15 protein-coding genes are annotated in these 21904 nt (G+C 74.4%); 7 read left to right on the plus strand and 8 right to left on the minus strand.

Annotated elements, in window-relative coordinates; all coding sequences use genetic code 11:
- Positions 1-71: 71 nt before the first annotated feature.
- The 3 genes from AC1RNL_RS06425 to AC1RNL_RS06435 all read right to left on the minus strand — a co-directional run bounded on the left by AC1RNL_RS06425 (position 72) and on the right by AC1RNL_RS06435 (position 4067).
- Positions 72-1280: a M20 family metallopeptidase gene (locus tag AC1RNL_RS06425; RefSeq protein ID WP_492934749.1), complete on the minus strand. Its 1209-nt coding sequence runs from the start codon at positions 1278-1280 to the stop codon at positions 72-74.
- Entirely contained in the window at positions 1277-2452 is a 1176-nt protein-coding gene (locus AC1RNL_RS06430) for a M24 family metallopeptidase (protein ID WP_128189828.1), read from the minus strand. The genes AC1RNL_RS06425 and AC1RNL_RS06430 overlap by 4 nt, the downstream gene beginning before the upstream one ends.
- 235 nt (positions 2453-2687) lie before the next feature.
- Positions 2688-4067, minus strand: coding sequence for a glucose-6-phosphate dehydrogenase (locus AC1RNL_RS06435; protein WP_492934750.1), 1380 nt, complete (start codon positions 4065-4067; stop codon positions 2688-2690).
- A 56-nt stretch (positions 4068-4123) separates the two neighbouring features.
- Between AC1RNL_RS06435 and AC1RNL_RS06440 the strand changes: the two genes are divergently transcribed.
- Positions 4124-4594: a hypothetical protein gene (locus AC1RNL_RS06440; protein ID WP_146354671.1), complete on the plus strand. Its 471-nt coding sequence runs from the start codon at positions 4124-4126 to the stop codon at positions 4592-4594.
- Between the two features lie 27 nt (positions 4595-4621).
- On the opposite strand, the gene AC1RNL_RS06445 is transcribed toward AC1RNL_RS06440, so the two are convergent.
- Positions 4622-4882 carry a hypothetical protein gene (locus tag AC1RNL_RS06445; RefSeq protein WP_128189825.1) on the minus strand — a complete coding sequence of 87 codons (261 nt, stop codon included), beginning with the start codon at positions 4880-4882 and terminating at the stop codon, positions 4622-4624.
- Between the two features lie 293 nt (positions 4883-5175).
- Between AC1RNL_RS06445 and AC1RNL_RS06450 the strand changes: the two genes are divergently transcribed.
- Together AC1RNL_RS06450 and AC1RNL_RS06455 are read left to right on the plus strand one after the other, a co-directional pair.
- Positions 5176-12789: an LAVTG motif-containing sortase-dependent surface protein gene (locus AC1RNL_RS06450; protein WP_492934751.1), complete on the plus strand. Its 7614-nt coding sequence runs from the start codon at positions 5176-5178 to the stop codon at positions 12787-12789.
- Positions 12790-13028: 239 nt separating this feature from the next.
- The gene (locus AC1RNL_RS06455; protein ID WP_492934752.1) at positions 13029-13601 is read left to right on the plus strand and encodes an HhH-GPD-type base excision DNA repair protein; all 573 of its coding nucleotides are present in this window, start codon (positions 13029-13031) and stop codon (positions 13599-13601) included.
- A gap of 100 nt (positions 13602-13701) precedes the next feature.
- Here AC1RNL_RS06455 and AC1RNL_RS06460 read toward each other — a convergent pair whose 3' ends face one another.
- The gene (locus AC1RNL_RS06460) at positions 13702-14325 is read right to left on the minus strand and encodes a TetR/AcrR family transcriptional regulator (RefSeq protein WP_492934753.1); all 624 of its coding nucleotides are present in this window, start codon (positions 14323-14325) and stop codon (positions 13702-13704) included.
- A 72-nt stretch (positions 14326-14397) separates the two neighbouring features.
- Here AC1RNL_RS06460 and AC1RNL_RS06465 point away from each other — a divergent pair, with 72 nt between their 5' ends.
- Positions 14398-14691, plus strand: coding sequence for a DUF1905 domain-containing protein (locus AC1RNL_RS06465; protein WP_492934754.1), 294 nt, complete (start codon positions 14398-14400; stop codon positions 14689-14691).
- Positions 14688-15482: an alpha/beta fold hydrolase gene (locus AC1RNL_RS06470; protein WP_492934755.1), complete on the plus strand. Its 795-nt coding sequence runs from the start codon at positions 14688-14690 to the stop codon at positions 15480-15482. The genes AC1RNL_RS06465 and AC1RNL_RS06470 overlap by 4 nt, the downstream gene beginning before the upstream one ends.
- A 143-nt stretch (positions 15483-15625) precedes the next feature.
- On the opposite strand, the gene AC1RNL_RS06475 is transcribed toward AC1RNL_RS06470, so the two are convergent.
- Entirely contained in the window at positions 15626-16633 is a 1008-nt protein-coding gene (locus tag AC1RNL_RS06475; RefSeq protein WP_364193403.1) for a pirin family protein, read from the minus strand.
- A gap of 57 nt (positions 16634-16690) precedes the next feature.
- On the opposite strand from AC1RNL_RS06475, the gene AC1RNL_RS06480 reads away from it, so the two are divergent.
- Positions 16691-17371 carry an RDD family protein gene (locus AC1RNL_RS06480; RefSeq protein WP_400531063.1) on the plus strand — a complete coding sequence of 227 codons (681 nt, stop codon included), beginning with the start codon at positions 16691-16693 and terminating at the stop codon, positions 17369-17371.
- A 19-nt stretch (positions 17372-17390) separates the two neighbouring features.
- Here the strand turns inward: AC1RNL_RS06480 and treS are convergent, their stop codons facing one another.
- The gene (gene treS / locus AC1RNL_RS06485; RefSeq protein WP_128189546.1) at positions 17391-19091 is read right to left on the minus strand and encodes a maltose alpha-D-glucosyltransferase; all 1701 of its coding nucleotides are present in this window, start codon (positions 19089-19091) and stop codon (positions 17391-17393) included.
- Positions 19092-19204: 113 nt separating this feature from the next.
- Complete coding sequence (locus AC1RNL_RS06490; protein ID WP_364193409.1) at positions 19205-20212, minus strand: LacI family DNA-binding transcriptional regulator; 1008 nt, start codon at positions 20210-20212, stop codon at positions 19205-19207.
- A gap of 254 nt (positions 20213-20466) precedes the next feature.
- On the opposite strand from AC1RNL_RS06490, the gene AC1RNL_RS06495 reads away from it, so the two are divergent.
- On the plus strand, positions 20467-21819 hold the full coding sequence (locus tag AC1RNL_RS06495) for an ABC transporter substrate-binding protein (protein WP_364193412.1): 1353 nt from the start codon (positions 20467-20469) through the stop codon (positions 21817-21819).
- Positions 21820-21904 lie beyond the last annotated feature (85 nt).

Here is a 21904-nt window from a genome sequence, read left to right on the forward strand (position 1 = left end):
GTCCCTCCTGGGCGGCGCCGCGCGTGCTGCCGGTGCCGGTCGTGGTGCGTCGGGGTCGTGCGGATGGGCTGTCAGGTGTGCAGGTGGATGAGCATGCGAGTGTACGCGCGGGCGGCGGCCGAGAGGTCGGCGATGCGCACGCGCTCGTCGGGCTGGTGCGCCTGGCCGGTGATGTCGCCCGGGCCCAGGATGATCGTCGGGCAGCCGTGGTGCTCGGCGATGAAGCCGCCCTCGCACGCCGCCGTCCAGGCCTCCACCGGCGCCGCCGCGCCCTCGGCGCGGAGCGCCTCGACGGCGGCGGCGACGAGCGGATGCGTCGGGGCGGTCTCGAAGCCGGGCATCTCCATGAGGAGCGACGCGTGGGCGTCGCAGCCGTCGTCGCCGAGCACGCCACCGATCCCGGCCTCGAGCTGCGCGAGCGCCTCGGCGCCGGTCTCGCCCGGCATCAGCCGGCGGTCGACGAGCAGGGTGCAGCGGTCGGGCACGATCGACGTGCCGTGCCCGCCCTCGATGCGGCCCACGCTCCACGTCGCCGAGCCGAGCAGGCCCGAGGCGCCCGCGCGCATCCGCTCGTGGTCGTCGGCGATCCACGTGGCGATGCGCGCGGCGGTCGTGATCGCGCTCGCGCCGTCCTCGGGGCGGCCCGCGTGGGCGGCGCGGCCGCGCACGTCGACCTGCAGGTTGGCGGCGCCGCGGCACGCGATCACGACCGCGAGGTCGGTGGGCTCGGCGACGATGCAGGCGCGGTAGGCGTCGCGCGGGCCGTCGTCGGCGCGCAGGTGCGCCTGGATGCCGGTCGCGAGATCCTCCTCGTCGACCGTCACGAGCAGCTCGAGCGGCAGCTCGGGGCGCACGCGGTGCACGGCGGCCATCGCCTGCAGCGCGGCGGCGAGCCCGCCCTTCATGTCGGTGGCGCCGCGGCCCGTCAGCCAGCCGTCGGCGACGCGCGGGTTGAACGGGTCGGCCGCCCAGCCCTCGCCCGCCGGCACGACGTCGGAGTGGCCGAGGATGAGCACGCCGGGCGCCTCGGGGGAGGGGTCGGGCCCGAAGCGGATCGACAGGTTGGGGCGCTCGGGGGCGACGAGCGAGCGCCGGCTGCGCCCTCCGAGGCGCGACGCGATCGACTCGAGCACGCGCACCGCCACGAGCTCGGTGCCGCCGGGGTTCTCGCTCGCGGCGAGGATGAGCGACGAGGTGTCGGCGACGATGGTCGCCTCGTCGATGAGCGCGAGCGCCCGCGCGACGTCGTCGACGTCGCCTGCGTCGCGCGCATCCGTCACGCGCCCTCCCGCACGATGAGCTCGCGCGGGGCGTCGGTGAGCAGCTCGACGCCGTCGGCGGTGATCGCGATCGACTCGCTCAGCTCGCAGCCGTAGCCCTCCATCCACATGCCGGCGATGATGTGCAGGCACATGCCCGGCTCGATGACCGTCAGGTCGTCGCCGCGGATCGAGACGGTGCGCTCGCCCCAGTCGGGCGGGTAGCCGATGCCGATCGAGTAGCCGAGCCGTGACGGCTTCTCGATCGAGTGCTGCGCGAGGTGCTCGCGCCAGATGCCGTGCACGTCGGCCACCACGGCGCCCGGGCGCATGCCCTCGAGCACCGCCTGCAGGCCCTCGGCGGTGATCTCGGCGAGGCCCGCGAGGCGGGCGTCGGGGCGGCCGAGCGAGACGGTGCGCGCGAGCGGCGCGTGGTAGCGGCGGTGGGCCCCCGCGAGCTCGATCGAGATCGCCTCGCCCCGGTCGAGCCGGCGGGCGCTGAAGGTCATGTGGGGCGTGTCGGCCGACTCGCCGGTCGGCAGCATCGGCACGATCGCCGGGTAGTCGCCCTCGACGCCCTCGACGCCGGTGGCCTGCGCGAACTGGATCGCGGCCGCGATGTCGTTGAGGCGCGCGCCGTCGGCGATCGCGTCGATGCCCGCACGCATGGCGGCGGAGGCGACGCGGCCGGCTCCCCGCATGAGGTCCAGCTCGTAGGGGCTCTTCACGAGCCGCACCCAGTTGACGAGGTCGTGGCTGTCGACGAGCTGCCACTCGGGCAGGCCGCGCTCGAGGGCGTGGAAGGAGCGCACGGTGAGGAAGTGCGCCTCGGGCTCGTAGCCGATGCGTCCTCGGTGCGCGAAGCCGTGCTCGCGCAGCTGCTCGGCCGCCCAGTCGAAGGGGTGCGCGTCGCGCTGGTGCACGAGCGACTCGGGGTAGCCGAGGATGCGCTCGCGCGGCAGGAGCGCCGTGCGGTGCGCGCCGCCGGCGTCCATCGCGCGCATGATGAGCAGCGGCTCGCCGGTGAGCGGCACGAACAGCAGCTGCGGCATGTAGAACGACCAGGCGTCGTAGCCGGTCAGGTAGTGCAGGTTGGCGGGGTCGACGACCACGAGCCCGTCGAGGCCCGAGCGCTGCATGCGCGCGCGGGTGCGGGCGAGCCGGTCGGCGAGCTCCTCGGTGCTGGGCGGCATGCGAGCAAGCATAGGGCCCGGTCCCGGCGGCGAGCCCGGCCTCGCCGAGCGCCCTGGCATCGGCTGCGGGCAGGAAGAAGCGGTGCGGACTGGCACATCGGGCGCTTGCGCTCTCGCAAGTTCTGGTGAAGGCGCCTGGTCGGTCCGCACCGCTTGACTTGCCCAGGACTGTACGCCTGCCCGCCGCCGGCGCGCAACGATCCGCGGCGCGTCTGTGGAGGACGGGCCGTCGCGGTCAGCGCTCGTTCGTGCGCCACCCGCGCGGGCCCGCGGAGCCGGCCCGGTACTCCTGCATCGGCACGGCATCCGCCTTCCACGCCGCGAGCACCGGCTCGATGATGCGCCAGCACTCCTCGGCCGCGTCGCCGCGCACGGCGAGCCGCGGGTCGGCGTCGAGGATGGCGCCGAGCACCTCGCCGTAGGGCAGCAGGGCGCCGCCGCCGAGCTCGCCGCGCAGCACCGTCTGCTCGAGCGTGAAGGGGTCGCCCTTGCCGTTCGTGGTGAGGTGCAGCTCGAAGCCGTCGGGCTTGAAGTCGATCACGAGGCGGTCGGCGGTGTCGCGGCCCGCGAGGCCCTTCGGCACGTGCGCGGGCGCCTTCCAGTGCACGATGGCGCGCTTGCGCACCCCCGCGAGCGACTTGCCCGAGCGGAGCACGAACGGCACCCCGGCCCAGCGCGGGTTGGCGATCTCGACCTGCACCTCGGCGAGCGTCTCGGTGCCGAGCCCCGGGTCGACGCCCTCCTCGGCGACGTAGTCGGGCACCTCGCGCCCGTCGATGTCGCCCGCGGTGTAGCGCGCGCGGCGCGAGTGCTCGACCGGGTCGACGACGCTCGCGGCGCGCAGCACCTGGCCGATCGCGTCGCGCAGGTCGCGCTCGCCGACGCTCGCGAGCGGCTCGATGGCGATGAGCGCCATGATCTGCAGCAGGTGCGACTGGATCATGTCGCGCAGCGCCCCGTTGCGGTCGTAGTAGCCGGCCCTGCCCTCGAGCGTGACCGTCTCGTCGTAGAGGATCTCGACCCGCTCGATGCTGTCGCGATCCCACGTCGGCTCGAGCAGCCGGTTGGTGAACCGGAGCCCGAGCAGGTTGAGCACGGTGTGCAGCCCGAGGAAGTGGTCGATGCGGAAGATGCGCTCCTCGGGCACGATGCGCGTGACGAGGGCGTTGAGTCGCCTCGCCGACTCGAGGCTGTCGCCGAAGGGCTTCTCGATCGCGAGGATCGTGCCCTCGGGCACGCCGATCCGCTCGAGCGTGCCGCAGACGCGCTCGCTCACGTGCGGCGGCAGCGCGAAGTAGATGACGAGCCGGTCGCACGCGATCGAGTCGAGCAGCGCCTGCAGCGCCACGGGGTCGGTGGCGTCCGAGGCCACGTAGCGCGTCGTCGCGAGGAGCGCCTTCGCCGCCGCGCCCTGCGTCTCGCCCACCTCGAGCGCGGTGCGCACGCGGTCGTGCCAGTCGTCGGCGGTGAGCTCGCGCAGGTCGGCGCCCACGATCTCGACGCGGCGGGACGGCTGCGCGCGCAGCAGCGTGGCGATGCCCGGCAGCAGCAGGCGGCCCGTGAGGTCGCCGGAGGCGCCGAGGATGAGCAAGGTGGTCGACGGCTGAGGTGCCATGCCCCCGATCCTCGCACTCCCGAGGTGCGCGGCGCCTGCGGGCGTACGGTGGAGGCATGCTCGCCCGCACCGCCCGCCTCGTGCTGCCGGCCGTGTGGCTCGGCCTCATCGTCGGCATCTCGCTCATCGAGGCGCCGCTGAAGTTCCAGGCGCCGGGCATCACGATCCCGCTGGGCCTCGGCATCGGCCGGCTCGTCTTCGCCGCCATGAACGCGGTCGAGGCGGTGCTGGCAGGCCTGCTGCTGCTCGCCGTGCTGCGCTCGCCCGCGCCCCGGCCCGAGCGCATCCTGGTGGTCGCGCTCGCGGCCGTGCTCGCGCTGAAGGCGCTCGTCGTGCGGCCGCTCATGCAGGCGACGACGGATGCGGTGGTCGCCGGCGCCGATGAGGGCGGGTCGGGCATGCACCTGGCCTACATCGCCGCGGACGGGCTGCTGCTCGTGGGCCTCGTCGCGCTGCTCGCGATGGCGGCGCGGTCGCTGCTCGGCACGCCCGCCCCGGAACGCGGAGGGCGCCCCAGCCGCAGCTGAGGCGCCCCTCGCGTCAGGCGGCGGCGGTCACCAGATGACGCCGCCGCCGATCGAGATGCCGCCGTAGGTCAGGAGCACGAAGACGCCGGCGATGATCGCCGGCGCGATGCCGCGGCCGCCGGCGTGCCGGGACTTGAAGAGGGCGATGACGGCGAGGATCGCCGCGATCGCCGCGAGTCCGCCGCCGAGGATGAGGCCGATGAAGAGCGGGATCGGCATCAGGACGAGGCCGAGCAGCCCGATCCAGAACGCCCACCACGCCCAGGGGTTGGAGCGCTTGGTCTGCATGCCCCCATCGTCCCATCGGGATGCTCGGAGCCGCCCGAGAGCCCGGCGGCCGCCGTTGAGCGCGCACCGGCGCTCTTCTTGAGGAATGCTCCGTCCGCCTGAGATTCCCTCAGGATGCCCGCAGGGGATCGAACCACGTTCTGGAACGTTGTCGCAGTTTTGCGGTCGAGGCATTGAACGCCCCCCGGGCACGCCATTTGCTGGCCCCACGATGCGCATCACAGCGCGGTGGTCCGACACCGAGCGGCGCATCGAGCCGCCTCGCGCGGCGCTTGCACCACGAGGAGCTCCCGATGGTGGGTCACGGCAAGCAGACGGCATCGCAGCAGGTGCCGACGATCCGACGGATCGCGGCGGCAGCCGCTGCGCTCGCGCTCGGCCTGTTCGCGCCGCTGGTCGCGGCGCCCTCCGCCGACGCCGCATCGCTCGGCGCGATCTCGACCGCGTTCGAGATCGACGGCGACATGGCGGGCTCGGCCGACTGGAGCGGCGGCTACGGGCCCGGCGGTGCCAGCACGGGGCTGCTCTACCGCAGCGACCGCACCGAGCGCTGCATCGGCGACGGCGGCACCGCCGCCGACCCGTCCCTCACCACCGGCAGCCAGAACATCCACCAGGCCTCCTGGGCCTGGGCGCCTGGCGAGCTCGCCAAGACCGCGATGACGAAGGCCGACCTGTGCAGCGCCGGCGTGACGTACGAGCTCGTCACGGTCGGCGGCGAGCAGCACGTCGTGCTCTACCACTACTGGACCCGCTCGCCCGGCGGCACCGGCGACCTCTCGGTCTACTTCGAGCTCGAGGGCGGCCCGGACGGCCGCGCCGGGGACCGCCTGCTGGAGTTCGACCTCGGCAACGGCGTGCCCACCGTGCGCCAGTGGGTCTGGACGGGACGGGGCTTCGAGCCGGGCGGCGGCGGGATCGTCTACGCCGCGGCGACCGGCCCCTCGCAGGCCGGCGCCGAGCCCCACACCTTCGGCGAGTTCGCCGTCGACCTGACCGCGTCGAGCCTGCTGCCCACGAGCGAGTGCCGCTCGTACCGCACCGGCGACATCGTCACCCAGACGGGCAACTCGCAGGGCGGCAACAGCCAGCTCGTCGACATCATCCCCGGCTCCACCGAGTCGCTCGCGATCGGCAACTGCGGCTCGGTCACCGTGCAGAAGGTCGTCGACGGCGCGCAGCTGCCCGGCCAGTCGTTCGGCTACACCGTCGACCAGGCCGACGGCCAGGCGGTCTCCGGCGCGACCGGCGGCACCGCCGTCACGGGCACCATCGCCGCCGGCGGCTCCGAGGTCGTCACGGGCCTGCTCGCCGCGCCCGACTACCGGCTCGCCGAGCACCTCGACCTGCCGACCGGCGTCGACCTGCGCTCCATCGTCTGCACCTACGTGGACTGGGCCTCGCCCGACCGGCGGCCGCGGACCGCCATCATCTGGGAGCAGGGCGCGGCCACCGGCCAGACGTTCCCGATCTTCCCCAGCAGCATCGGCGCATCCGCCCCCACGTGCGTGATCACGAACGAGGTCACCTCGATCACGCTCGACGGCGTCGTCGTCAACGACCACGGCGGTGCGGCCACCGGCGCCGACTTCACCCTCACGGCGACACCCATCGGCGCCGGCGGCGCCGTGAGCGGCATCGACGAGCAGGCCGCCGCGGGGAGCACGCTCGTGGGCACCGCGGAGGCGGGCCAGTACGCCCTGGCCAGCACGACGCATCCGGACTACGCGGCCAGCGCGTGGAGCTGCACCGGCGGCGACCTCGTCGACGGCGTGCTCACCGTCGCCACCGGCGCCGACGTCGTCTGCACCATCACGCACGACGACGTGCCCGCGCACCTGACGCTCGTCAAGGAGGTCATCCGCGACGACGGCGGCACGGCGGTCGACACCGACTTCACGCTCACCGCGGCGCTCGCGGGCACGGCGACCGCGATCGCCGGCGCCGAGGGCGACGCCGCCGTGACCGACGCCGCCGTCTCGGCGGGCACCTGGACGATCGGCGAGCAGGCGCACTCCGGCTACGAGATCGAGGGCATCGCCTGCTTCACCGACACGAGCCGCTCGACGTCGCTGACCATGCCGGGCGGCGCGCTCGCCCTCGGGCACGGCGACAGCGCCGTCTGCGTCATCACGAACGACGACCTTCCCGGCACGCTCACGCTCGTCAAGGAGGTCATCGGCCTCGACGGCGGCGACGCCCAGCCCGAGGACTGGACGCTGCGGGCCGTCGGCCCGACGCTCGGCGTGCCCGGCGACGGCGCCGCGATCGAGGGCGACGGCGGCTTCGGCCCCATCACGGTCGACGCCGGCCAGTACGAGCTCTCGGAGCACAGCGGGCCGAGCGGCTACGAGGCGGGGGCGTGGGCCTGCACCGGCGGCGCCGTCGACGCCGCGACCGGCACGGTGACCGTGCCGTCGGGCGCCGACGTGCGCTGCACGATCGTCAACGACGACATCGCGCCGCGGCTGACGCTGCAGAACGAGGTGATCGGCGACGACCTCGGCCCGGCCGTCGCCCGCGACTGGACGCTCGTCGCGACCGGCGACACCGCGACCGCCTCCGGCCTGCACGGCGACGCCTCGATCACCGACGCGCCCGTCATCGCGGGCACGTACGACCTGGCCGCGATCGACGGCCCGTCGGGCTACACCGCGGGCGATTGGAGCTGCACGGGCGACTTCGCCGCGAGCGACGCGGGCTCCGTCACCCTCGACGTCGGCCAGAGCGCCGTCTGCACGATCGTGCACGACGACGTCGCGCCGCTGCTCACGCTCGAGCACGAGGTCGTCAACGACGCCGGCGGGACCGCGAGCCGCTTCGACTGGACCCTCGGGGCCGACGGCCCCACCCCGATCTCGGGCCGCATGAGCGACCCCTCGGTGACCGCGGCCCCCGTCGGCGCCGGCGCGTACGAGCTCTCGGCGCTCGGCGGCCCGGCCGGCTACGCGTCCGAGGGCTGGCGCTGCACCGGCGGCAGCCTCGACGGCTCGACGCTCGCGCTCGCTGTCGGCGAGACGGCCGTCTGCACCGCCGTGCACGACGACATCGCCCCCACCCTCACGCTCGTGAAGCGCGTCGTGAACGACGACGGCGGCCCCTTCGCGGCCGACGAGTGGACGCTCGTCGCCGACGGCCCGGGCGGCGCCGACCTCCGCGGCGCCACCGCGACCGCGGCCGTGACCGGCGCCGAGGTCGTCGTCGGCAGCTACGACCTCTCGGAGCAGGGGCCCGGCGGCTACCTGTCGAGCGGCTGGAGCTGCGACGGCGAGCCGGTCGGCTCGACGGTCGAGCTCGCGCTCGCCGAGGACGTCGTCTGCGAGATCGTGAACGACGACATCCCGCCCACCATCACGCTCGTCAAGCAGGTCGTGCGCGACGACGGCGGCACCGCCATCGGCACCGAGTGGACGCTGACGGCCGACGGCACGGGCGGCCACGTCGCGGGCACCTCCGGCTCGCCCGAGGCCACTGCGCAGATCGTCGACGCCGGCACCTACGCGCTCGCGGAGGCGGGCGGCCCCGCCGGCTACGCGCCGAGCGCCTGGTCGTGCACGGTCGGCGCCGTCGACGGCGACGCGCTCACGCTGCTGCCCGGCGACGACGCCGTCTGCACCATCGTCAACGACGACCTCCCCGCGACGCTCACGCTGCGCAAGGTGGTCGACAACGACGCCAACGGCTCGGCGGCCGTCGCCGACTTCGCGCTCACGGCCGACGGCCCCGTCACCGTGACGGGCGCCACCGACGACGCCGCGGTGACGGATGCGCCGGTGCCGGCGGGGCAGTACGCGCTCAGCGAGGCGGGCCCCGGCGGCTACGCCGCCTCCCAGTGGGTCTGCGACGGGGCGGCCGTCACGGCCGACGGCGTCGTCACGATCGACAACGGCGCCGACGTCACCTGCACGATCGTGAACGAGGACATCGCCCCCGTGCTGACGCTCGTGAAGGAGGTCGTCGCCGACGACGGCGGCACGCAGCCCGCGACCGCCTGGACGCTCGTCGCCGACGGCCCCGCCGACATCGCCGGCGCGACCGGCACCGCCGAGGTCACCGGCGCCGTGCTGCTCGCCGGCACCTACGAGCTCTCGGAGACCGGGCCCGGCGGCTACGCGGCCGGCGACTGGAGCTGCGACGGCGGCACGCTCGACGGCGCGACGCTCACGCTCGAGGTCGGCGACGACGTCCGGTGCACGATCGTCAACGACGACATCGCGCCGCGGCTGACCCTCGTCAAGGAGCTCGTGCTCGACGACGGCGGCACCGCGGCCGCGACCGACTGGACCCTCGTCGCCGACGGGCCCACGCCCATCCGCGGCGCCGTCGGCGATGACGAGGTGACGGATGCGCCGGTCGAGGCGGGCGAGTACGCCCTGACGGAGCTCGGCGGCCCGGCGGGCTACGCGGCGCTCGGCTGGCACTGCGACGGCGGCGACCTCGAGGGCTCGACGCTGACGCTCGAGGTCGGCGGCGAGGCCCGGTGCACGATCGTCAACGACGACATCGCGCCGACGCTCACGCTCGCGAAGGACGTCGTCCGCGACGACGGCGGCGACGCCCCCGACACCGCCTGGCTGCTGTCGGCGACCGGCCCCACGCCGATCTCGGGCCACGAGGGCGACGACGCCGTGACGGCGGCGCCGGTCGCGGCGGGCACATACGCGCTCGCGGAGGCCGAGGGCGTCGACGGCTACGAGCAGGTCGGCTGGAGCTGCACCGGCGGCACGCCGAGCGCGTCGCTGCAGGGCACGGGCTCCGGCGGCGCGACGGTCACCCTCACCGAGGGCCAGCAGGTCGTCTGCACCGTCGTCAACGACGACATCGCGCCCCGGCTCACGCTCGTGAAGGAGGTCGTCAACGACGACGGCGGCACGCGCGCCGCGACCGACTGGCGGCTGAGCGCCACGGGTGACGTGACCGTCTCGGGCGTCACCGGCTCGGCGCTCGTCACCGACGTGGCCGTGCGCGCCGGCGACACCGTGCTCGCCGAGGCCGGTCCCGAGGGCTACCGCACCGACGGCTGGCGCTGCACCGACGGCGACATCGCCGGCGCCACGCTGCACCTCGACGCCGGCGACGTCGCCGTCTGCACGATCGTGAACGACGACATCGGCGCGACGCTCACGCTGCAGCAGCACGTGATCACCGACGACGGCGGCACCGCGGTCGCGGGCGACTGGAGCCTCGGCGCCGACGGCCCGACCCCGATCGCCGGCGCGTCCGGCGCGCTCGCGGTCACCGCGGCACCGGTCAGCAGCGGCGTCTACGAGCTGCGCGCCACCGGCGGCCCCGACGGCTACGCGGCCGGCGCCTGGGCGTGCGACGGCGGCTCGCTCGTCGGCTCGACGCTCACGCTCGCGCTCCACGAGGCGGCCACCTGCACGATCGTGCAGGACGACATCGCCCCGCGCCTCACGCTCGTGAAGCAGGTCGTGAACGACGACGGCGGCACCGTGCCGGCCGGCGCCTGGACGCTGCACGCCGACGGACCGACGCCCATCGCGGGCGCGGTCGGCGACGGCGCGGTGACGGATGCCCCGGTCGACGCCGGCGCGTACGCGCTGTCGGAGTCGGACGGCGCCGCCGGCTACGCGGCCGGCGACTGGGCCTGCGACGGCGGCGAGCTCGACGGCGCGACCCTCGCGCTCGCGCTCGGCGAGGTCGCGACGTGCACGATCGTCAACGACGACGTCGCCCCGCGCCTGACGCTCGTCAAGGAGGTCGTCCACGACGACGGCGGCTCCGAGCCGGCCACGGCGTGGACGCTGACCGCCGACGGCCCGACCCCGCTCGCAGGCGCGACCGCCGACCCGGCGGTCACCGGCGCCGCGGTCGACGCGGGCGTGTACGCGCTCGCCGAGGCCGACGGCCCCGACGGCTACGACGCATCCGCGTGGTCCTGCACCGACGGGCTGCTCGAGGGCGCGAGCCTCACGCTGCTGCCGGGCGACGACGCCGTCTGCACCATCGTCAACGACGACGTCGCCCCGACGCTCACGCTCGTCGCGCAGGTCGTCAACGACGACGGCGGCACCCGCGTCGCGACCGACTGGACGCTGACGGCCGACGGCCCGACCGCGATCGCCGGCCTCACGGGATCGCAGCAGCTCGCCGGCGCCACGGTCGCGGCCGGCGCCTACGCCCTCGCGCAGAGCGGGCCCGCCGGCTACGCGGCCGGCGCCTGGAGCTGCACGGCCGGCGCGCTCGACGGTGCGAGCCTCGCGCTGCCGCCCGGCGTCGACGCCGTCTGCACGATCGTGCTCGACGACCTGCCCGGGCAGCTGACGCTGCGCAAGCTCGTCGTCAACGACGCGGGCGGCATCGCCGTCGACACCGACTGGACGCTCACGGCGACGGGTGCCGCCACCATCGCCGGCGCGACCGGCGACCCGGCCGTGACGGCCGCGGAGGTGCCCGCGGGCGAGTACGCGCTCGCCGAGACCGGTCCCGGCGGCTACGCGGCCGACCTCTGGATGTGCGACGGCGCCGCGATGCCCGGCGAGGCGACGGTCGTCGTGCCGAACGGCGAGCACGTCACGTGCACGATCGTGAACGACGACATCGCGCCGCGGCTGACGCTCGTGAAGGAGGTCGTCGCCGACGACGGCGGCGACGCGCTCGCGACCGACTGGACGCTCGCCGCCGACGGGCCGACCCCCGTCTCGGGTGCGACCGGCGACGCCGCGGTGACGGATGCGGTGGTGCACGCGGGCGCCTACGCCCTGTCGGAGGCAGGGCCCGGCGGCTACGCCGCCTCGGCCTGGAGCTGCACCGGCGGCGCGCTCGACGGCGCCTCGCTGACGCTCGCGGTGGGCGACGAGGCGGTCTGCACGATCGTCAACGACGACCTGCCGGTCGACCTGCGCCTCACGAAGGAGGACGGCGACCCGGTCGTCTTCCCCGGCGACGAGGTGGCGTACGCGCTGACCGTGCACAACGCGGGCGGTCGCGACGCCGACGCCGGCGAGCCCGTGACGGTCGTCGACGTGCTGCCCGACGGGCTCACGCTCGTCGACGCGCCCGCGGGCTGCGCCGCCGACAGCCAGCGCGTCACCTGCGCCGTCGACCCGGCGGCGCTCGTCGCCGGCGGCTCGGTCGAGCTCGTGCTCACCGTCGCGATCGCCGACGACCTCGCCGCGGCACCGCTCGTGAACCTCGCGTGGGCATCGACCGCCGACGACCCGGCGCCGGACTCGCCCGACTGCGGCAGCGACAGCGACAACGTCGACTGCGAGGAGACCGCCATCGACGGCCGGCACGTCACCGCGACGAAGTCGGTGTGGGAGCAGGCGGATGGCTCGTGGGCGCCGTCCGACGGCGAGGTCGCGTTCGGCGACGCGGTCGAGTACCGCATCGACGTGACGGCGAGCGGCACCGTCGCGAGCACCGGCGTGGTCGTGGTCGACGCGCTGCAGGACGGGCTGCTCGCCGCGGGTCCCGCGACGTGCTCGGCCGACTGCACCGCGACGCTCGACGCGGCGACCGGCACCCACACCGTCGAGCTCGACGTCGTCGAGCCCGGCGAGACGGTGACGATCACCATCCCCGCGGCGATCCCCGCGGCACCGCCGCTCGAGCCCGGCGCCACCGCCGACGCCGAGTTCCGCAACGTCGCGACCGTCTACGCCGAGGGCACCGACGCGCACGAGTCGAACGCGGTGACGGTGGCGGCGAGCCGCACCGAGCCCGTGCCGGCCGAGACGCCGGCGCCCACGCCGACGCCCACTCCCGCGCCGACCGCTCCCGCCCCGACGCCGGCGCCCGGCGCGGCGCAGGGCGACGGCCCGGCGGCCCTGCCCCGCACGGGCGGAGAGATCCCGACCGGCATGATCGCCGTCGCGATCGCGCTGCTGGTCGGCGGCGGCCTGCTGCTCCTGCGCCGGAGGCGCGACGAGCAGGAGGCCTGACACAGGCACCCGCGCCCCCGCTCGTCGTGACCGGGCGGGGGCGCGGGCTCGTGGCGCCAGGCTAGGCGCTCGCGCCGGGCTGCACCAGGGGCGTCCTCCGCGACGAGCCAATCCGCCCACCGAGCAGTGGCGCCGCAAGCCGTAACGGTGTCATAATTCCATCGGCGGCGCCCCTCGCCTGTCGTGACCAGGTGGGGGGCGCCACCCTGTGCGGGCCTCGTCCGTGCCAGGCTGGGAGCATGACCCGTGAGCTGCACCTGACCGGCGACGACGCCGCCGACCGCCTCCTCTCCGACGACGACTTCGCGCTGCTCACGGGCATGCTGCTCGACCAGCAGGTGCCGATGGAGACCGCCTTCGCCGGGCCCGCGAAGCTGCGCGACCGGCTCGGCCGCCTCGACGCATCCGAGATCGCCTCGATGCACCCCGAGGCCTTCCAGGCGGCGTTCGCCGAGAAGCCCGCCGTGCACCGGTTCCCCGGCTCGATGGCGAAGCGCGTGCAGCAGCTCGCGGCAGCGGTGGTCGAGGAGTGGGGCGGCGACGCCGGCGCGATCTGGCGTCGCGGCGAGCCCGACGGCCCCGAGGTGCTGCGCCGGCTGCAGGCGCTGCCCGGCTTCGGCGAGCAGAAGGCGAGGATCTTCCTCGCGCTGCTCGGCAAGCGCGCCGGCTTCGACGGCGCGGGGTGGGTGGATGCGTCGGCCCCGTATGGCGAGGAGGGCTCGAAGCGCTCGGTCGCCGACATCGTCGACGCCGCGTCGCTCGCCGAGGTGCGCGCCGCGAAGCAGGCGGCGAAGCGGGCCGCGAAGGGCTGACGCCCGCGCGTCTCCGCCCCGGGGACCCGTTCCACCGAACCGGACCCGGTCCACCGGGTCCCGTTCGGTGGAAGGGGTCCCGTTCGAGGCGGAGGCGGCGCTACAGCGCGCCGAGCGAGCGCAGGAACGCGGCGACCGCGGCCTCGGCGTGGGCCCGGCGCTCGGCGGCGCCCGGGATCGCGTCGTCGCCGAGCAGCATCGCGTCGTTCAGCGGCCCGCCCATGACGAGCCAGTTCCAGTGGCGAGCGGCGGCCGCCGTGTCGTGCTCGGGCAGCAGCCCGGCATCCACCCACGCGCGCAGGCGCCGCTCGACGCCCGCGATCGCACGGGCCGGTCCGTGCGCGTGCAGCGCTCGGCCCAGCTCGGGGAAGCGGTTGGCCTCGCCGATGACGAGGCGGCGCAGCCGCAGGATGCGCGGGGTCAGCACGCCGTCGAGCATCGCCGACGCGAGGCCCACGAGCACCGCCTCGACCTCGCCCGACGCATCCGCCTCGTGCCCGGCCGCATCGCCCGCCGCATCCGTCATCGACGAGACGAGCTCGACGAAGAGGCGCTCCTTGCTGCCGAAGTGCCGGTAGACCGTCTGCTTCGACGCGCCCGCGAGCCGCGCGACCTCGTCCATGCTCGCGCCGACGTAGCCGTCGCGCAGGAACACGTCCTCCGCTGCGGCCAGGATCGCCGCGTGGATGCGCGCGCTGCGGGGCTGCTCGGCGACCGTTGACATGCAAGAACTGTACCGTCTAGTCTCGCACCACAACGGAACTGGTCAGTCCAGTTCTCACGCGAGGAGGCCGCGATGACCACGCAGGCGGGCACGATCGAGACCGAGGCGACCATCGTGGTCGACGAGCACGAGGGCGGGTGGACGTACGTGCTGCTGCCCGGCTCGAAGGAGGCGATGGGCGTCGGCGGTGCCGTGCGCGTCGCGGGGACGGTCGACGCGGTGCCGATCGAGGCGACGCTCCTGCCGTTCGGCGGCGGCACCCACATGCTGCCGCTGAAGCGCGCCGTCGTCGCGGCGCTGGGCAAGGCCGCGGGCGACGAGATCGTGGTGCGGATCGCGCGGCGCGAGCGCGAGGCGGCCCGATGAGCGCGATCGCGATGACGCGCTCGGGCGACCGGATCGCGTTCGACCGGCTCGGCGAGGGCCCGGGCGTCGCGTTCGTCGCGGGGGCCGGCCCGTTCCGCGCGACCGACCCCACGACGACGCGCACGGCCGAGCTCGCCGCCCGGCAGGGGGTGCAGACCCTCGTCTTCGACCGGCTCGGCCGCGGCGAGAGCGCTGCCGAGGGCCACCTCACCCTCGAGCGGGAGCTCGACGCGATCGCCGCCGCGATCGACGCGGTGGGCGGCGCCGCCGTGCTCGTCGGCCATTCCTCCGGCTGCTCGATCGCCCTCGCCGCCGCCGACGCGGGGCTGCCCGTCACTGGGCTCGCGCTCTGGGAGGCGCCGATCGGGCAGTTCCGCGGGGGCGCGGCGCAGTTCGAGGCCGACTTCCTCGTGCACCTCGACGCCGGCGACCTCGAGGCCGCGCAGGTCGAGTACATGCGCGACATGCCGCCGGAGTTCCTCGAGCATGCGCGCGCCATGCCCGAGTGGCCGCAGATCGCCGCAGGCAGCCGCACCTACCGCGCCGACGCGCGCTCGCTCGCGTGGGCCGAGGAGGTGCCGCTCGCGGAGCGCCTGGCCGGCGTCGCGGTGCCGGCGCTCGTCATGGTCGGCGCGCAGACCTTCCCCGGCATGCGCGAGACCGCCGACCGCCTCGCCGAGGCGCTGCCGCGCGCGACCTTCCGCGAGATGCCCGGCGCCATGCACGACTGGGCGCCGGCGCCCATGGCCGACGCGATCGTGCGGCTCGCGCTCGAGGCCGCGAAGGCCTGACGGCCGCGGGTCTCCGCCCCGGCGACCCGTTCCACCGAGCGCGACCCGGTGCACCGGGTCCTGTTCGGTGCAACGGGTCGCGTTCGCGGGCGGCGGCCGTCGACGCGTGGGCCGCGGCCGGCGACGCGCGAGCCGCGCCGCGCTCAGCGCCGCCGCTTCGCCCGCCCGCGCGGCAGCAGCTCGACCGTCGGCAGGCGCGGGCTCGGCAGCGTCGCGCCCGAGCCGTCGTCGACGAGGCCGAAGCGCCCGCGCTCGCCCTCCGGCGCATCCCGCTCCGCCATCCACGCCTCGCGCGCCCGCTCGACCTCGGCGTGGTCGCGGCCGATGAAGTTCCAGAACATCACGAACTCCTCCTCGTGCGGCACGCCGCCGAGCAGGATCGCGATGCCCTCGCCGTCGCCCGCCGAGACGACGGCGGATGCGCGGCCCGGCTCGAGCACGCCGATCTCGCCGACGCCGATGGGCACGTCGTCGAGCGCGATCCCGGGCGTGAGCGCGAGCACCCCGTGCTCGAACGCGCCCTCGAGGGCGAGCGCCGCCTCGCCGCCGCCGGGGATGCGCAGCTCGGCGCCGAGCAGCGGCGAGTAGACGGGCGCGGCGCTCGCGGCGCCGGCGTAGCGGCCCGCGAAGACGCGCGCGACGGCGCCGCCCTCGAGCGGCACCTCCGGCACGGCGTCGAGGCCGGCGAACGACGGGTCGACGCCCTGGTCGGCGAGCGGCAGCGCCGTCCACAGCTGCACCCCGTGCAGCACGGTCGTGTCGGGCGTCGAGTACTCGCTGTGCGCGATGCCGCGGCCCGCGGTCATGACGTTCACGCCGCCGGGCCGCACCGTGTGCTCTGCGCCCGTCGAGTCGGTGTGCGCGACGGCGCCGGAGACGAGCCACGAGACCGTCTGGAGCCCCGTGTGGGGGTGCGGCGGCACATCCATCCCCGGTCCGTCGGTCAGGTCGGCCGGGCCGAAGGAGTCGGCGAAGCACCACGCGCCGATCATGTGCCGGTGCTTGTTGGGCAGGCTGCGCAGCACCGGCAGCGCGCGGGGGCCGCCGAGCGGCACCTCGCGCGGCAGCAGCAGCTCGACGCCCGCCTCGCGCGCCTCGTCGATGCAGGACTGCTCGGCATTCTCGACCAGCAGCGCCTCGTCGTTGCTCATGGCTCCACGCTAGCCCCGGCCGCCGTCGGGCGACCCGCCAGCGCCTACGATCGAGGCATGACGACGCAGCCGCCAGGGTGGTACCCCGACCCCTACGCCGCCGCCCCCGGCGTGGAGCGCTGGTGGGACGGCGCGCAGTGGATCGCGCAGACGCGCGAGCCCGCCCCGGCGCCCACGTGGTCGCCCGCGCCGTGGCCGCAGCAGCCGGAGCAGCCGGCCGCCGCAGCAGCGCCGGCCGCCGCCACCTGGGGCGCGCGCCTCGCCGCCTACGTGATCGACGGCATCCCCTTCGTCGTCCTCGCCTTCGTGCTGCTCGGCATGTTCGGCTACTTCGACATCATCGGCAGGCTGGCGGCCGGCGACGAGTCGGCGATGGCCGACCTCGAGGCGATGACGGCCCCCTTCAGCGCCGCCACGACCACGACCCTCGTCGTCGGCGCGATCGCGCACTTCCTCTACAACGTCGGCTTCCACATGCGGAAGGGCCAGACGCCCGGCAAGATGCTCGTCGGCATCCGCGTGCGCATGGCCGATCAGGACCGGCTGCCGGACGGCCGCGCGGCGAGCCTCCGCTGGGTCGTGCAGCAGGGCGGCCCGCAGCTGCTGAGCGGCGTGCCGGTGCTCGGTCTCCTCGCGGGCATGTTCAGCATCGCCGACCACCTGTGGCCGCTGTGGGACGGCCGCAGCCAGGCGCTGCACGACAAGGCCGCGCGCACGATCGTGGTGCGCGCCCGCTGACGGCGCGCACCCGCGGGCGCTACGGGCGGGTCATCCCCAGCCAGTAGAACGACTGCGTGCCGAACGTGAGCGAGAAGCGGCCGTCCTCGGCGATCGTCGGGAACGCGCCGCCGCCGAACAGGTCGTTGAGGCGCGAGCCGGCGAACTGCGGGGCGTCGACGGTGACGTGCACCGGGTTGTGGCTGAACGAGAACACGCACAGCACCTGCTCGGCGCGCGCGCCGGCGTAGGTGCCGTCGCCCTCGTACGTGCGCACGAACGCGAGCACGGCCTCGTTGTCGGTGTCGAGCACGGTGATGTCGCCCAGCCCGAAGACGGGGTGCGCGCGCCGCACGTGCAGCACCGAGCGCATCCAGTTGAGCAGGCTCGACGCCTGCGCCATCTGCGCCTCGACGTTGACCGACGAGTAGTGGTAGACGAGCGACTGCACGACCGGCAGGAAGAGCTTGCCCGGGTCGGCGTTCGAGAAGCCGGCATTGCGGTCGGGCGTCCACTGCATGGGGGTGCGGGATGCGTCGCGGTCGTCGAGCCAGATGTTGTCGCCCATGCCGATCTCGTCGCCGTAGTACAGGAACGGCGAGCCCGGCAGCGACAGCAGCAGGGCGTTGGCGAGCTCGAGCTCGGCGCGCGAGTTGTCGAGCAGCGACGCGAGGCGGCGGCGCACGCCGACGTTCGAGCGCATGCGCGGGTCGTAGGCGTACCAGCCGTACATCGCCTGGCGGTACTCCTCGCTCACCATCTCGAGCGTGAGCTCGTCGTGATTGCGCAGGAAGACGCCCCAGGCGGAGCCCGGCGGCACGTCGACCTGCTCGGCGAGGATGCGCTTCAGCTCGACCGCGTTCTGCGCGCGCAGCGAGTAGAAGATGCGCGGCATGGTCGGGAAGTCGAACGCCATGTGGCACTCGGGCTCCTCGGCGGTGCCGAAGTACGCCGCGGTCTCGGCCGGCCACTGGTTGGCCTCGGCGATGAGCACGCGGCCGGGGTACTCGTCGTCGACGATGCGGCGCAGCTTCTTGACGTACTCGTGGGTCGCGGGCTCCGACTCGCCGTTGCCGTCCTCCGACTCGTAGAGGTAGGGGATCGCGTCGAGCCGGATGCCGTCGACGCCCAGGTCGAGCCAGAACCGCAGCGTGTCCTCGATCGCCTCGTGCACGGCCGGGTTCTCGAAGTTCAGGTCGGGCTGGTGCGAGAAGAATCGGTGCCAGTAGAACTGCCGGCGCACCGAGTCGAACGCCCAGTTCGACTCCTCGGTGTCGACGAAGATGATGCGCACGTTCGGGTAGCCCTCGTCGGTGTCGCGCCACACGTAGAAGTCGCCGTAGGGGCCCTCGGGGTCCTCGCGGGAGGCGAGGAACCACGGGTGCTGGTCGGAGGTGTGGTTGATCGGCAGGTCGATCATCACGCGCATGTTGCGGGCGTGCGCCTCGGCGACGAAGTGGCCGAAGTCGTCGATGGTGCCGTACTCGGGCAACACGGCCTTGTAGTCGCTCACGTCGTAGCCGCCGTCCTTGAGCGGCGACTGGAAGAACGGGGGCACCCAGATGCCGTCGACCCCGAGCCACTGCAGGTAGTCGAGCTTCGACGTCAGCCCCTGGAAGTCGCCGAAGCCGTCGCCGTTCGAGTCGACGAACGAGCGCACCATCACCTCGTAGAAGACGCTCTTGCGGTGCCAGTCGCGGTCGAGCGCGAGGCCGGGGGCGTTTCCGCCGATGATGGGCATCGGCGACGTGAAGGTGTTCGAGAAGCTCACGGACGCTCCTTGGGTGCGGCGGATGCGGTGGGTCGTACGGGCGATCGGAGACCACGCTACCGAGATCGCGCTCCCTGGGTCGATCAGGGAGGCGGCGCCGTGGATCCGCGCACCACCAGCACGGGCGCGTAGTTGGTGTGGCTGCGGTCGGGCTCGGCCTCCGGCTCGCCGAGCGCCGAGATGATCCAGGCGACGACGTCCTCGCCGTGCTGGGCCGGGTCCTGCCGGATGGTGGTGAGCCCGAAGGCGGTCGCCGCGGGCACGTCGTCGACGCCGATGACGCTCAGCTCCTCCGGCACGCGTACGCCCAGCTGCTGCGCGGCCAGCAGCACGCCGAACGCGACCTCGTCGGTGCCGGCGACGATCCCCGTGGGGCGGTCGGCGCGCGCGAGGATGCCGCGCGCGGCGGCGTGGGCGGCCTCGAGCGTCGTCGGCACGGTCTGCACCGGGCGCATCCGCAGGCCGTGGCGGGCCGACACGAGCTCGAACGCGCGCTTGCGGCGGTCGGAGGAGGAGGCGTCGAACGGCTGCACCTCGGTCTCGCTCGCGAGGTGCAGCAGGTCGGAGTGGCCGAGCCGCACGAGGTGCTCGGCCGCCTGCTCGCCGGCGGCGTCGTCGTCGAGGCTGAAGGAGCGGGAGTGGGGCGTGGGCTCGCCGACCGTCGCGACGGGGATGCCGAGCTCGGCCAGGCGCGTGAGGTCGCCGCCGACGAGGCTCCAGGTGATGGTGACGAGCCCGTCGACCTCGCCGCGCAGCATGAAGCGCTCGAACTTCTCGTGCCCGCCGCGCCCGAAGGCGCCGAGGTCGTAGAGCAGCACGTCGTGCTCGTGCCGGTCGGCGGCGTGCGCGATGCCGTGCAGCACGCTGCCGAAGTACCAGCGGTCGACGGATGGCGTGAGCACGCCGATCGTGCGGGTCACGCCCGTCGCGAGGCGGCGGGCGGCGCCGCTCGCGCGGAAGCCGAGGTCGGCGGCGGTGCGCTGCACCTTCTCGCGCGTGGCGGTGGAGACCCCGTCGGCGCCGGAGAGGGCGCGGGACGCGGTGGCCTTCGAGACCCCGGCGGCGCGGGCGACGTCGTCGAGCCGGGGCATCGCGCCTCCTCGCGCCGGGGCGGCGGGCCGCCTCCTCCATCGAACGGAACCGGTTCCGAGCGTAGCGCCGAGATCGGCGGGCGTCCACGTGTCCCCCAGGTCGATCGTTGCCGAATCGCAACATTGTTCTCCATGGCGGGCGGGGGTGCCGTGCGCTAGCGTCACTTGCAATGGAACCGGTTCCGGTTCCGCACGGCGCCGTGCTCCGTTCGCGGCTCGTGTCCCAGGCACTTGAACCGAACGAAGGAGTTCACGTGAAGCACGCACGCAGGTTGGCGCTGCCGCTCGGCATCGTCGGCGTCGCCGCACTCGCCCTGACGGGCTGCGTCGGCGACGCAGAGCCCGGCGCATCCGAGGAGCCCGGCGGCACGGCAGCGCCTGCTGAGGGCTGCGAGGACTACGCCGACTACGGCACCTTCGAGGGCGCCGAGGTCAACATCTACGGCACGATCCTCGACGAGGAGGCCAACCGCCTCAACGAGTCGTGGGCCGACTTCTCGGAGTGCACCGGCATCGAGGTCGTCTACGAGGGCTCCGCCGAGTTCGAGGCGCAGATCAACGTGCGCGTCCAGGGCGGCAACCCGCCCGACCTCGCGATCTTCCCGCAGCCGGGCCTGCTGGCCTCGGTCGCCGGCACCGGCAGCGTGCTGCCCGCGCCGGAGAGCGTGGTCGCGAACGCGCAGGAGTTCTGGACCGAGGACTGGCAGAACTACGGCACCGTCGACGGCACGTTCTACGCCGCGCCGCTGATGGCGAGCGTCAAGGGCTTCGTCTGGTACTCGCCGTCGGTCTGGGAGGAGAACGGCTGGGAGGTGCCGACGACGCTCGACGAGCTCGACGAGCTGACCGCCACGATCGCCGAGTCCGAGGTCACCCCCTGGTGCGTCGGCTTCGGCTCGGGCGAGGCCACGGGCTGGCCGGGCACCGACTGGATCGAGGACTACGTGCTCCGCACCGCGGGACCGGATGTCTACGACCAGTGGATCACGCACGAGATCCCGTTCGACTCGCCTGAGATCGTTGAGGCGATGGACCGCGTCGGCGACCTCATCAAGAACCCCGACTACGTCAACGGCGGCATCGGCGACGTCTCGACGATCGCGACCACCGACTTCGGCGAGGCCGGCCTGCCGGTGCTCGACGGCGAGTGCGCCATGCACCACCAGGCCTCGTTCTACGAGGGCTTCTGGGGCGAGGGCGTGACGGTGGCCGAGGACGGCGACGTCTGGGGCTTCATCCTCCCGGGCACCGAGGCCGACGCGGCCGCGGTCACGGGCGGCGGCGAGTTCGTGGGCGCCTTCAACGACGCCGAGGAGGTCGTGGCCGTGCAGACCTACCTGTCGAGCGACCTGTGGGCCAACAACCGCGTCTCGCTGGGCGGCGTCATCTCCGCCAACAACGGGCTCGACCCGGCCAACGCCGGCAGCCCGCTGCTGCAGTCGGCGGTCGAGACGCTGCAGGACCCGAACACCACGTTCCGGTTCGACGGCTCCGACCTGATGCCCGGAGCCGTGGGCGCCGGCACCTTCTGGACCGGCATGGTCGACTGGGTCTCGGGTGCCGAGACGGAGCCCGTGCTCGCCCAGATCGAGTCCAGCTGGCCGTAACGGAAGAGCTGATGCCCGGTGTGGGGGGGGGGCTCGCGGCCCCCCCACCCGCCGCCGGAGGGGGTGCGTGGGGAAGAGGGGCTTC

Source organism: Agrococcus sp. GW821-FHT14H11 (genome assembly GCF_058803545.1).